At 65.3% G+C, this 12,777-nt stretch carries 11 protein-coding genes; 7 read left to right on the top strand and 4 right to left on the bottom strand.

The window, feature by feature from the left end:
• Positions 1 to 14 precede the first annotated feature (14 nt).
• Both KAK88_RS07385 and KAK88_RS07380 read right to left on the bottom strand, forming a co-directional pair.
• Entirely contained in the window at positions 15 to 458 is a 444-nt protein-coding gene (locus KAK88_RS07385) for a hypothetical protein (RefSeq protein ID WP_242078473.1), read from the bottom strand.
• A gap of 71 nt (positions 459 to 529) precedes the next feature.
• Positions 530 to 1,846, bottom strand: coding sequence for a replication-associated recombination protein A (locus KAK88_RS07380; protein ID WP_242078472.1), 1,317 nt, complete (start codon positions 1,844 to 1,846; stop codon positions 530 to 532).
• A gap of 75 nt (positions 1,847 to 1,921) precedes the next feature.
• Between KAK88_RS07380 and KAK88_RS07375 the strand changes: the two genes are divergently transcribed.
• Positions 1,922 to 2,344 (top strand): VOC family protein, encoded by a 423-nt coding sequence (locus tag KAK88_RS07375; RefSeq protein ID WP_242078471.1) that lies wholly within the window; start codon positions 1,922 to 1,924, stop codon positions 2,342 to 2,344.
• A 4-nt stretch (positions 2,345 to 2,348) separates the two neighbouring features.
• Here the strand turns inward: KAK88_RS07375 and KAK88_RS07370 are convergent, their stop codons facing one another.
• On the bottom strand, positions 2,349 to 3,752 hold the full coding sequence (locus tag KAK88_RS07370; protein ID WP_242078470.1) for a Do family serine endopeptidase: 1,404 nt from the start codon (positions 3,750 to 3,752) through the stop codon (positions 2,349 to 2,351).
• Between the two features lie 219 nt (positions 3,753 to 3,971).
• Between KAK88_RS07370 and ettA the strand changes: the two genes are divergently transcribed.
• Both ettA and KAK88_RS07360 read left to right on the top strand, forming a co-directional pair.
• Positions 3,972 to 5,639 (top strand): energy-dependent translational throttle protein EttA, encoded by a 1,668-nt coding sequence (ettA, locus tag KAK88_RS07365; RefSeq protein WP_242078469.1) that lies wholly within the window; start codon positions 3,972 to 3,974, stop codon positions 5,637 to 5,639.
• A 29-nt stretch (positions 5,640 to 5,668) separates the two neighbouring features.
• Positions 5,669 to 6,595 carry a 2-hydroxyacid dehydrogenase gene (locus KAK88_RS07360; protein ID WP_242078468.1) on the top strand — a complete coding sequence of 309 codons (927 nt, stop codon included), beginning with the start codon at positions 5,669 to 5,671 and terminating at the stop codon, positions 6,593 to 6,595.
• 2 nt (positions 6,596 to 6,597) lie between these two features.
• Here KAK88_RS07360 and KAK88_RS07355 read toward each other — a convergent pair whose 3' ends face one another.
• On the bottom strand, positions 6,598 to 6,987 hold the full coding sequence (locus tag KAK88_RS07355) for an EF-hand domain-containing protein (protein WP_242078467.1): 390 nt from the start codon (positions 6,985 to 6,987) through the stop codon (positions 6,598 to 6,600).
• A gap of 119 nt (positions 6,988 to 7,106) precedes the next feature.
• Here KAK88_RS07355 and KAK88_RS07350 point away from each other — a divergent pair, with 119 nt between their 5' ends.
• From KAK88_RS07350 to metH, 4 genes are read left to right on the top strand one after another with little or no spacing between them, the layout of a single operon-like run.
• Complete coding sequence (locus KAK88_RS07350; protein WP_242078466.1) at positions 7,107 to 8,066, top strand: ArsR/SmtB family transcription factor; 960 nt, start codon at positions 7,107 to 7,109, stop codon at positions 8,064 to 8,066.
• Positions 8,066 to 9,022, top strand: coding sequence for a methylenetetrahydrofolate reductase [NAD(P)H] (gene metF, locus KAK88_RS07345; RefSeq protein ID WP_242078465.1), 957 nt, complete (start codon positions 8,066 to 8,068; stop codon positions 9,020 to 9,022). Before KAK88_RS07350 ends, metF begins: the two co-directional genes overlap by 1 nt.
• A complete protein-coding gene (locus KAK88_RS07340; protein WP_242078464.1) occupies positions 9,019 to 10,101 on the top strand; it encodes a homocysteine S-methyltransferase family protein in 1,083 nt (360 codons plus the stop codon). The genes metF and KAK88_RS07340 overlap by 4 nt, the downstream gene beginning before the upstream one ends.
• On the top strand, positions 10,102 to 12,768 hold the full coding sequence (metH, locus tag KAK88_RS07335; RefSeq protein ID WP_242078463.1) for a methionine synthase: 2,667 nt from the start codon (positions 10,102 to 10,104) through the stop codon (positions 12,766 to 12,768).
• The last annotated feature ends 9 nt before the right edge of the window (positions 12,769 to 12,777 follow it).

The raw sequence follows: 12,777 nt of genomic DNA, 5'->3' as shown, positions 1-12,777 counted from the left end.
CCTGCGTCAGCCCATCAGCGCAGCACGCCGCGTTTGCGCATATTGAACGCATAACCAAAAAGCAGAATCGCAATCAGCAGGATGACGATCGGCATCCAGCTCATGGCCGCCAGTTCGGGCGACGCCGGCGGCGGAGGATCGATCAACTTGCCATAGATCAGGCTGATCAACGCGCCCACTAGCGACAGGCCGAAAGCCGGAACCGCCCAGCGCCGGCGCAGAAGCAGCATCACCGAACCGATCACCGCACCCCACACTCCCAGCGTCCACGGCAGATACATCCAGCCGGGCATGGCCTCGTAATAGGCGACCATGGCGTCGTCGAAACCCGCCGCCCGCATGTAGGCCTCGCCCCGCGTCGTAGTCTGGATGAAGTCGAACGCTCCGAACCCGTTCCACAACAAAGACAACACGCCCACCAGCCACAGATGCCAGGGCGTTTTAACCGTCTCGATCATCGTCCCCTCCCAAGGATGTCAAGCCGGAACGCTAACCCCCTTATCGACTGGCAACAATGAACAGCGTTCAGTCAGTCGCCGGACGCGTCCGCCCCCAGCCGTGCTCGCATCTCGGCCCAGCGCTCCAAACGCGCCTTGACCTTCTCTTCGTGACCCTCGCCCTTGGGCTTGTAAAAGGTGCGACGGTCCATCTCGTCGGGAAAGAAGTTGGCGCCCGAGAAGCCCTCGGGCGTGTCGGGGTCGTATTGATAGCCCTTGCCGTACCCCAGCGACTTCATCAGCTTGGTCGGGGCGTTGCGGATATGGGCGGGCGGCATCAGCGAGCCTGTCTCATAGGCCGCCTTCTTGGCCGCCTTGAACGCCTCATAGACCCCGACGGACTTGGGCGCCGTGGCCAGATGCACCACCGCCTGAGCCAGGGCCAGTTCACCCTCGGGACTGCCCAAGAAATCGTAGGTGTCCTTGGCGGCATTGGCGACCAGGATCGACAGCGGATCGGCCTCGCCGATGTCCTCGACCGCCATCCGCACGATCCGACGCGCCAGATAAAGCGGATCCTCCCCCCCGTTCAGCATGCGCGCCAGCCAATAGAGCGCCGCGTCGGGGTCGGAGCCGCGAACCGATTTATGCAGTGCGGATATGAGGTTATAGTGTTCTTCTCGGCTCTTGTCGTAGGCGGGCGCCCGGCGTTGCAGCACGCCCGCCAGCCCCTGCACGTCCAGCTTTTCGCCCTCAGGCAGGTCGAACAGCACCTCCGACATGGTCAGCAGATACCGCCCGTCGCCGTCGGCCAGGGCCAGCATCGCCTGACGGGCCTCCGGCGTCAGCGGCAGGGTCCGGTTCATATGCGTCTCGGCCCGGCTCAGCAGTTGATCCAGCGCCGCATCGTCCAGCCGTTTCAGCACATAGACCTGACTGCGCGACAAGAGGGCGCCGTTCAGCTCGAAGCTGGGGTTCTCGGTCGTGGCCCCGACCAGTGTCACCACGCCTGCCTCGACGAACGGCAAAAACCCGTCCTGCTGGGCGCGGTTGAAGCGGTGAATCTCGTCCACAAACAGCAGCGTGCTCTGTCCCGCCGCACGCCGCATCCGCGCCGCCTCGAACGCCTTCTTCAGGTCGGCGACGCCCGAAAACACCGCGCTGATCGCCTGGTATTCATAGCCCGCGGCCTGGGCCAGCAGGCGCGCAATCGTGGTCTTGCCCGTCCCCGGCGGTCCCCACAGGATCATCGATCCCAACCGCCCGGCCTCGATCATGCGCCGGATCGGCCCGCCTGGCCCCAGCAGATGATCCTGCCCCACCACCTCGTCCAGCGTGCGCGGACGCAGGCGGTCGGCCAAGGGGGCGTCGGGGGGCAGAATGCCGGAGGCTTCAAACAGGTCGCTCATGGGTGCGACCTATGTAGGCGTTCGCCAACGGCTTTTCACGCGCTAGTATCGCATCCCGACACGGAGACCGCCCTCATGACCGACGCCAAGCCCAACCAGGGTCCGACTTCCGGTGTGACGCCCCACCTGACCATCCCGTCGCGCGGGGCCTCTGCGGCGATCGACTTCTACATCATCGCCTTCGGGGCCGAGGTGTTGGACCGCCGTCTCGCCGACGACCGCGAGCGACTGATGCACGCTCACCTGAGGATCAACGGCGCCAGCGTCATGTTGAATGACGAGTTTCCGGAATACGGCGGTTCCCAAGATGTCCGCCCGGCCGGCGTGACCCTGCACCTTCAGGTCGCCGATCCCGACGCCTGGTGGACCCGCGCCATGACCGTCGGCGGCGCCGAACCAGTTCTGGACATGGCGGACCAATTCTGGGGCGACCGCTACGGCGTCCTGCGCGACCCCTTCGGCCACACCTGGTCGATCGGCGGGCCGACGAAGGCCTGACGACCTATCTCAGCACGCCGCGGATCTGACGGCCGCCACGGTTGACGACGACCTCCCAAGGACCGCGACCGGAACTGGCGACCTCGACATCGCGGGCTGAGCCGATGGCGCGGCCATTGATGCTGACGATCAGGTCGTTCTGGCGGAAGCCCGCACGGGCCGCATAGCCGCGGCCGGACACGCCGGTCACGATGACGCCCGTTGCAAACGGATCGCCCCCCAGGCGGTCCGCCAGAGCGGGGCTAAGCGCCACGACCTCGGCGCCGGCGAAGGGACCGGACTGGATCGTCACCCCCTGCTTGGGATCGGCGTCGCCCGGCAAGGTCTGAACCCGCGCGGTCAGCGTCTGCGCCCGACCGTCGCGCAGAATAGACACCTGCACCTGATCGTTCGGATTGCGCGAACCGACGCGGTAGTTCAGCCCGTTCTGGTCGTTGATTTCCTGACCATCGACGGCGGTAATGACATCGCCCTGACGAATACCGGCGCGCGCGGCCGGACCGTTGGCGTAGACGTCGGTGACCACCAAACCCTGCGGCCGGCTCAGGCCCAGGCTGCCAGCGATATCGCCGGTGACGGTGTCCCCCTTCACGCCCAGCCAGGGCCGAACCACAGCTGTCGCGCCGCCCAGCGCGCTGTCGACCACCCGCTTGACCATAGCCGCCGGCACCGCGAACCCGACCCCGGCCGAGGAGCCTGACCGCGAGAAGATGGCGGTGTTGATGCCGATCAGGTCGCCGTCCATGTCCACCAGCGCCCCGCCCGAGTTGCCGGGATTGATGGCCGCATCGGTCTGGATGAAGGACCCACTATCGGAAATGCCGGTCTCAGTCCGATTCAGGGCCGAGATGATGCCGTTGGTCACCGTCTGGCCCACGCCGAACGGATTGCCGATGGCCAGGACCAGATCACCGACCTGCTGCTCTTCCTGATCGTCGATGGCCAGCACTGGCAAGCGGTCGCTGACGTTTTCCAGCCTCAGCACCGCAATGTCGCTGCGTTCGTCGGCCAGGATGACGGTGGCGGGAAACTCGCGACGATCGTTCAGCACGACCTTGATCTGCTGGGCGCCGTCGATGACGTGGTTGTTGGTCACCACAATCCCGTCAGAGCGGACGATCACACCAGAACCGACCGATTCCGCCACCCGCGCCTGGGGAATGCCGCCGCCGAAGAACTGGAAGAACGGATCGGCCTGCACTCGCTGCACGCTGCGCGCCGAGATATTGACCACGGCCGGCGCGGCGGATCGCACCACCGGCGCGAAGCTGGACTTCATCCCCGCCGCATCGGCCGGGGCGGTGCGTGTCGGCTGGGCGAAATCGCCCTCCTGCGCCTTCGAATTCGAGGGATTGCCGCACGCCGACAGGGCGAAGGCGGCGGCGAGCACGATCGATCGGGTCTTCATGGGCATCCGAGACTGGGGCATCCGAGACTGGCAAGAGTAGAATGACGCCATTCCGCACCCCGTTTCGGGCCGGATCAAGGCGTGTGACTGTCATCAACGGACAAGCTTTACAGCCGTTCCGTTCGGCCCTGTGCCTGCCATATTTGCCCTTCGCGCGCAGGATCGCTACATCCGGCGCAACTCCCCATTCAGACGAACCCGAAGGGCGCACCGCACCTCATGGCGCAGCAATATATTTTCCAGATGCAGGGTCTGACCAAGACCTTCCCCGGCGGCCGCAAGATCTTCGAGAACATCTGGCTCAGCTTCTACAACGACGCCAAGATCGGCGTCGTCGGCGTCAACGGCTCGGGTAAGTCCACCCTGCTGAAGATCATGGCTGGCCTGGACAACGAGTTCAACGGCGAGGCCCGCGCCGCCGACGGCATTAAGCGCGGCTATCTGGAGCAGGAGCCCCAGCTCGATCCGGGCCTGAACGTGCGTCAGAACGTCGAGGCCTGGTGCGAAGAGAAGCAGTGGGTCAACCGCTTCAACGAAGTCGCCGCCGAACTGGGCGAGAACTACACCGACGAGCTGATGGAGGAGATGACCTCCCTCCAAGAAAAGATCGACGCTGGCGACGTCTGGGACATCGACGCCCGGATCGACCAAGCCATGGGCGCCCTGCGCTGCCCCCCCGACGACTGGGAAGTCACCAACCTGTCCGGCGGTGAAAAGCGCCGCGTGGCCCTGGCCCGCCTGCTGCTGTCCAAGCCCGACATGCTGCTGCTCGACGAACCGACCAACCACCTGGACGCCGAATCCGTCGCCTGGCTGCAGCACCACCTGGAAAACTTCCCCGGCTGCGTCATCCTCGTGACCCACGACCGCTACTTCCTGGACCTCGTCACCAAATGGACGCTGGAGCTGGATCGCGGCAAGGGCCACCCGCACGAGGGCAACTATTCCTCGTGGCTGGAAGCTAAGACCAAACGCGTCGTGCAGGAACAGTCGGAATCCGAAGCCCGCCAGCGCGCCCTCACCCGCGAATTGGAATGGGTCCGTTCGGGCGCCAAGGCCCGTCAGGCCAAGTCCAAGGCCCGTCTGGCCGCCTACGAGCGGATGGTCGAGGAACAGGAATCGATGCGCGGCGCCCAGACGCACGCCCACATCCAGATCCCGCCTGGCCCGCGCCTCGGCAACGTCGTTCTGGAAGTCGAGGGTCTGCAAAAGACCTATGGCGACAAGACGCTGTTCGACAACCTGACCTTCAAACTGCCGCCCAACGGCATCGTCGGCGTCATCGGCCCGAACGGCGCCGGCAAGTCGACCATGTTCAAGCTGATCACCGGCCAGGAACAGCCCGACGGCGGCACGATCAAGGTCGGCGAGACGGTCAAACTGGCCTATGTCGACCAGTCACGCGACGACCTGAAGCCGGATGAAACCATCTGGCAGGCCATCTCGGGCGGCACCGACGTGATGATGGTCGGCAAGCGCGAGATCAACACCCGCGCCTATGTCGGCAGCTTCAACTTCAAGGGCGGCGACCAGCAGAAGAAGGTCGGCCAACTGTCCGGCGGTGAGCGTAACCGCGTGCACCTGGCCAAGACCCTGGCCTCGGGCGGCAATCTGATCCTGCTCGACGAACCGACCAACGACCTGGACATCGAAACGCTGCAGAACCTCGAAGAGGCTCTGGAAGAGTTCGCCGGCTGCGCCGTGGTCATCTCCCACGACCGTTGGTTCCTCGACCGCCTGGCCACTCACATCCTCGCCTTCGAGGGTGACGGCCATGTGGAATGGTTCGAGGGCAACTTCGAAGCCTACGAACAGGACAAGATGCGTCGCCTGGGCGCCGACAGCATCATTCCCAAGCGCATCCAGCACCAGAAGTTCGGCCGCTGATCGCCTGACCTGACAAGAGGAGCCGCTGCATGACCCAACGCCCCGCCGTTCTCATCATGCAGCGGCATCTCGCCCCGCTCTCGGGATTTCTGGAGAGCGCCTACAACGTCTATCGCTTCTGGGAAGGTCCGCCGATCGAGGCCGCCCACGACATCCGCGTCATGGTCGTCGCCGGCGAGGCGACGCTGGACAAGGCGCTGATCGAACGCCTGCCCAATCTCGACCTGATCGCCTGTTTCACCTCCGGCTATGACGGGATCGACATTGACTGGTGCCGCCAGCGCGGCCTGCCCGTCACCCACGCTCCCGGCGTCAATCACGAGGATGTCGCCGATCACGCCCTGGGCCTGATCCTGGCCGCGCGCCGTCAGATCGCCTCAGGCGACCGTCAGGTTCGCGCTGGCGGCTGGACCTTCGAGACCCGCACCATCACGACGTCGCTCGCCGGACAGAAGCTGGGCATCGTCGGCTTGGGCCACATCGGCAAGGCCGTCGCCGACCGCGCCGAGGCCTTCCGCATGGCGGTCAGTTGGTGGGGGCCGCGTCCCCATGACGCCAAATGGCCGCGCGCCGACAGCCTGCTGGCGCTCGCCAAGGCCAGCGACATCCTTGTCGTCGCCTGCAAGGCGGATGAGACCAATCGTGGCCTGATTTCACGGGACATTATCGAGGCGCTTGGCCCCGACGGCCTGCTGGTCAACGTCTCCCGCGGCCAGGTCGTGGACGAGGATGCACTGATCGCCGCCCTTAAATCAGGAACATTGGGTCAGGCCGCCCTGGACGTCTTCGTCGAAGAGCCGACAGATCCGGCCCGCTGGGCCGACGTGCCCAATGTCATTCTCACGCCCCACACCGCCGGGGCCACGACCGCCGGGGTGCAGGGCATGCTGATGCTGCTGATCGAAAATCTGCAGGCGCATTTCGCGGGCGAGCCGCTGAAGACCCCCGTCGTCTGACTTCAGCGGGGACGCTGCGGCCGCTCGTCCGCCGTCACCACGCCGTCGCCGTTCTTGTCCATCGCCTTGAAGGCGGCGGCGAGGCCCACATCGAATTCCTCGCGAGTGATGCGTCCGTCCGCATCGGCGTCGAAGCGCGTCAGCATCCGGCCGCCGCGCGCATTGGCCAGTTCGCTGGCGTCGATCACGCCGTCTTCATTGGCGTCAAGGCGGTTGAACATTTGGGTCATGCGCGCCTGCATCTGGGCCAGATTTTCGCGCTCCGGCGGCCGCATCTGTCCGCCCAAAGGCTGCCCTGACATTTCAGGAGCCGAAGTCTCTGGAAAGTCGCTCTGGGCCAACGCCGGACTGGCGGCGGCGACAGCAAGAGCGGCGATGAACAGGCTACGCATGAGATCACTCCAAGACGGGTCTGCTGGCTTTAACGCGCGCACGAACCATTCCCGTCGATGCGTTTCAAAGAAACCGATTTCACTTGCCAAATCATATAAGGATATCTTTATATGAGCATATGAGTTTGTCCGCCGATCAGACTGTCGAAGCCCTCCGCGCCGCCGGCGAACCCACCCGTTTGCGCCTTTTGTCGCTGCTGGCGGGCGAAGAGCTGTCGGTCATGGAAATGTCGCGCATTCTGGACCAGAGCCAACCCCGGGTGTCGCGCCATCTGAAGTTGATGACCGACGCCGGGCTCATCGAGCGCTTTCCCGACGGCGCCCGCGTCTATTACCGCCTTTCGCATGACGCCCAGGCGCGCCGGTTGATCGACACGGTGCTGGACATCCTGGCCGAAGATGCCGGCGAGGCCGACCATCGGCGTCTGGACGAGGTCCGCAAGGATCGCGAGGAAGCCGCCGCCAGCTATTTCGAACAGGTCGCGCCCCAGTGGGACCGTTTGCGTTCGCTCTATGTCAGCGAAAGCGCTGTCGAGGCGGCGCTGGAGAAGGCTGTGGGGCCCGGCCCCTTCGAACGCGTCGTCGATCTCGGCACGGGTTCTGGCCGGATGCTGACCTTATTCGGCAAGAAGGCCAAGATGTCGGTCGGGCTGGACCTCAGCCAGAACATGCTGAACATCGCCCGCACCAACGTCACCAAGGCGGGCGTGGAGCAGGTCGAACTGCGTCACGGCGATATCTTCGCCACCCGTCTTCCCGCCGCCAGCGCCGATCTGGTGATCGTGCATCAGGTGCTGCACTACCTGTCCGATCCGTCCGCCGCCGTCGCCGAGGCCGCGCGTCTGGTCAGCCCGGGCGGCCGCCTGGTCATCATCGACTTCGCCCCGCACGACTTCGAACATATGCGTGAGGCGCATCAGCATCGCCGCCTGGGCTTCGCCGACAGCGAGATCAACGGCTGGCTGATTGACGGCGGCCTGACGCCATCGGCCCCCATCGCCCTGCCCCACGACGCCGAGGGCCTGACCGTGACCATCTGGACGGCGGAACGCCGCGTTCAGGATAGAAAGACCGCCTGATGGCCTCCTCCGCCTCCCTCAACCTGGCCGACGCCCGCGCCCTGCTGCTGTCGCCGCTTGGCCCCGTCGCCCGCGCCGGATCGAACCGCGACGCCGTGCGCGTCTCGTTCGAATTCTTTCCGCCCAAGACCGATGAGGCCGAGGCCAATCTGTGGAAGGCGATCCGCCGTCTGGAGCCGCTGAACCCCGCCTTCGTCTCCGTTACCTACGGCGCCGGCGGTTCGACCCGCGAGCGGACCCACCGCACGGTCCAGCGCATCATTACCGAGACTTCGCTACGTCCCGCCGCCCACCTGACATGCGTCGAGGCCAGCCGCGAAGAGGTCGATGAGGTCATTGAAGGCTACAAGACGATAGGCGTCGATCACATCGTGGCCCTGCGCGGCGATCCGCCTGGCGGCGCAGGGATCGGCGGCGTCTATCAGCCGCGCGCCGACGGCTATGCCAACGCCACCGAACTGACCACCGCCATCAACCGCATCGGCGGCTTCGACGTGACAGTGGGCGCCTATCCCGAACGCCATCCCGAAAGCCCCTCTATCGATCACGACATCGAGGTGCTGAAGGCCAAGGTCGACGCCGGAGCAACCCGCGCCGTCAGCCAGTTCTTCTTCGACATCGACGCCTTCCTGCGGTTCCGCGACCGGGTGCGGGCGGCGGGCGTCACCATCCCCCTGATCCCCGGCGTCATGCCGGTGTCCAACTTCGCCGGCCTTCAGCGGATGTGCGGCGCGTGCGGCGCCAGCATTCCCGACTGGCTGAAGGCGCATTTCGACGGCCTGGACGACGATCCTGAGACCCGCAAACTGCTGGCCGCCTCCGTCGCCGCCGAGACCTGCGCGCGTCTGCAGGAAGAGGGCTTCTCGGACTTCCACTTCTACACCCTGAACCGCGCCGACCTGGTCTATGCGATCTGTCGCGTTCTGGGCGTGCGCGAGACGGCGGCAGCCCAATGACCCGCGGGCAACGCATCGCCGCCCTGCATCAGGCGGCCAAGGAGCGCATCCTGGTCCTCGATGGCAGTTGGGGTGTCATGATTCAGCGTCGCGGGCTGGACGAAGCCGACTTCCGCGCCGACCGCTTCGTCGCCGGCAATGGCTATGACGAGAAACATCAGATGAAGGGGAACAACGACATCCTCTGCATCACGCGGCCCGATGTCATCGCCGACCTACACGACCAGTATTTCGCCGCCGGCGCCGACATCAGCGAAACCAACACCTTCTCCGGCACCACCATCGCCCAGGAGGACTATGCCCTGGACGCCCAGGCGGTGTGGGACATCAATCTGGAGGGCGCGAAACTGGCCCGCGCCTCGGCCGACCGCTGGACGGAAAAGGAGCCGCACAAGCCGCGGTTCGCCGCCGGCTCCATCGGCCCGCTGAACAAGATGCTGTCGATGTCGTCCGACGTGAACGATCCTGGCGCCCGCAGCGTGACCTTCGACCAGGTCTATGAGGCCTATCGCCATCAGGTGAAGGCGCTGAACGAAGGCGGGGTCGATCTCTATTTGATCGAGACCATCACCGACACGCTGAACTGCAAGGCCGCGATCAAGGCAATCAAGGACCTGGAAGACGAAGGCATGGACGCCCTGCCCATCTGGATCAGCGGCACCATCACCGACCGCTCGGGCCGCACCTTGTCGGGCCAGACGGCCGAGGCCTTCTGGAACAGCGTACGCCACGCCAAACCGTTTGCCGTCGGCTTCAACTGCGCCCTGGGCGCCGACCTGATGCGACCCTTCATCGCCGAGCTTAGCCGCGTCGCCGACACCCTGGTCGCCGCCTACCCGAACGCCGGCCTGCCCAACGCCATGGGCCAATACGACGAGGAGCCGCACGAGACCGCCCACTTCATCGAGGAATGGGCCGCCTCCGGCCTGGTCAACATCGTCGGCGGCTGCTGCGGGACGACGCCGGACCACATCCGCCACGTCGCCGAAGAGGTCGCGCCGCTGAAGCCCCGCACCATCCCGGAACGGCCCGTGGCCCTGCGCCTGAGTGGCCTCGAACCTTTTGAATTGGTAGCGTAAGTGCGTCCTGTCTTCATCAACGTCGGCGAACGGACCAACGTCACCGGCTCGGCCAAATTCCGCAAGCTGGTGGTCGAGGGCGACTATTCGGCCGCGCTGGATGTCGCTCGCCAGCAGGTCGAGGCCGGCGCCCAGATCATCGACGTCAATATGGATGAAGGGCTGCTGGACGGCGTTGTCGCCATGCGGACCTTCCTGAACTTGATCGCGGCCGAGCCCGACATCGCCCGCGTGCCGGTGATGATCGACAGCTCCAAATGGGAGGTGATCGAGGCAGGCCTGAAATGCGTTCAGGGCAAGCCCATCGTCAATTCGATCAGCATGAAGGAAGGCGAACAGGCCTTCCGCGACCATGCGATCAAATGCCTCCGCTATGGCGCCGCCGTCGTGGTCATGGCCTTCGACGAGGTGGGCCAGGCCGACACCGCCGCCCGCAAGATCGAAATCTGCACCCGCGCTTACGACATTTTGGTCAACGAGGTGGGCTTCCCGCCCGAGGACATCATCTTCGACCCCAACATCTTCGCCGTGGCGACGGGAATCGAGGAGCATGACAACTATGCCGTCGACTTCATCGAGGCCACGCGGGAGATCAAACGCACCCTCCCCTACGCTCGCGTCTCGGGCGGGGTGTCGAACGTATCGTTCAGCTTCCGCGGCAACGAGCCGGTGCGCCGCGCGATCCACAGCGTCTTCCTGTACCACGCTATCAACGCCGGCATGGACATGGGCATCGTCAACGCCGGCGACCTGCCGGTCTATGACGACATCGACGCCGAACTGCGCGAGGCGGTCGAGGATGTGATCCTGAACCGGCCGCAGCGGACCAATGTCTCGAACACCGAGCGGCTGGTCGACATGGCGCCCCGCTACAAGGGCGAGAAGGGCCAGGCCCGCGTCGTCGATCTGAAATGGCGCGAACAGCCGGTCGGCAAACGGATCGAACACGCCTTGGTCAACGGCATCACGGAGTTCATCGAGGCCGACACCGAAGAGGCGCGCCTGGCGTCCGAGCGCCCGCTGCACGTCATCGAAGGCCCGTTGATGGACGGGATGAACGTGGTCGGCGACCTGTTCGGCTCGGGCAAGATGTTCCTGCCGCAGGTGGTGAAGTCCGCCCGCGTGATGAAACAAGCCGTCGCCTGGCTGGAGCCCTTCATGGAGGCCGAAAAGGCCGGCAAGCCTCGCGAGCAGGCGGGCCGCATCCTGATGGCGACCGTCAAGGGCGACGTCCACGACATCGGCAAGAACATCGTCGGCGTCGTGCTGCAATGTAACAACTACGAGGTCATCGACCTGGGCGTCATGGTCCCGGCCGACCGCATCCTGGACGAGGCCAAGGCTCACAATGTCGATATCATCGGCCTGTCCGGCTTGATCACGCCGTCGCTGGACGAAATGGTCTTTGTCGGCGCCGAGATGGAACGGCGCGGCTTCGACATACCCCTGCTGATCGGCGGCGCCACCACCAGCCGCACCCATACGGCGGTCAAGATCGAGCCCGCCTATCGCCGGGGTTCGACCACCTATGTCGTCGATGCGTCGCGCGCCGTCAGCGTCGTTTCGGGGCTGCTGTCCAAGACCGAGCGCGCGAAGAACGAAGCCGCCACCCGCGATGAATACATCCGCATCCGCGAGCAATATGCCCGCGGCCAGGAGGTGAAGGCCCGCGCCACCCTGGCTCAGGCGCGCGAGAACCGTTTCCGCATCGACCCCGACCAGCCCATGCCCGGCAAACCGTCCTTCCTCGGCGTGAAGGCGTTCGAGGCCTGGGACCTGCAGGATCTGGCCGACCACATCGACTGGACTCCCTTCTTCGCCAGTTGGGAGCTGATCGGCCGCTATCCGCTGATCCTGGACGACGAGATCGTCGGCGAGGCCGCCCGCGACCTGTTCGCCGACGCGCAAGTTATGCTGAAGCGGATCATCAACGAAAAGTGGTTCACGGCCAAAGGCGTCGTCGGCTTCTGGCCCGCCCGCGCCGACGGCGACGATGTCATCGTCTACGCCGACGAAGGCCGCGACGCCGAGATCGCCCGCTTCCACACACTGCGCCAGCAGATCAAGAAGTCGAACGGCAAGCCGAACCTGGCCCTGTCCGACTTCATCGCGGATGAGGGCGACGACTATATCGGCGCCTTCGCCGTCACCGCCGGTCACGGCGAGCTGGAGATCGCCAAACGGTTCAAGGACGCGGGCGACGACTATTCCGCCATCCTCGCCACCGCCCTGGCCGACCGCCTGGCCGAGGCCTTCGCCGAACGGCTGCACAAGGAGGTCCGCACCACCCTGTGGGGCTATGCCGCCGATGAGACGGCCGATATCGATGCTCTGATCGCCGAACAATATCAGGGTATCCGCCCTGCCCCTGGCTATCCGGCCCAGCCCGATCACACAGAAAAAGCCACCCTCTTCCGCCTGCTCGACGCCGGAAACCAAGCCGGCATGGCCCTGACCGAGAGCTACGCCATGACGCCGCCGGCGTCAGTGTCGGGCCTCTACTTCGGCCATCCGGGCAGCCACTATTTCGGCGTCGGCAAGATCGATCTGGACCAGGTCGAGGACTACGCCCGGCGCAAGGGTTGGGACATCGCCACGGCTGAGCGCTGGCTGGCCCCCATCCTCAACTACGATCCCTACGCCGCCAAACGCGAAACGGCGGCTTGAGCCGGGCTC

The organism is Brevundimonas diminuta, from assembly GCF_022654015.1.
Taxonomy (GTDB): Bacteria; Pseudomonadota; Alphaproteobacteria; order Caulobacterales; family Caulobacteraceae; genus Brevundimonas; species Brevundimonas diminuta_C.
Note: the sequence above shows the minus strand (reverse complement) of the source record. Positions and strands in the feature narration are given on the sequence as shown.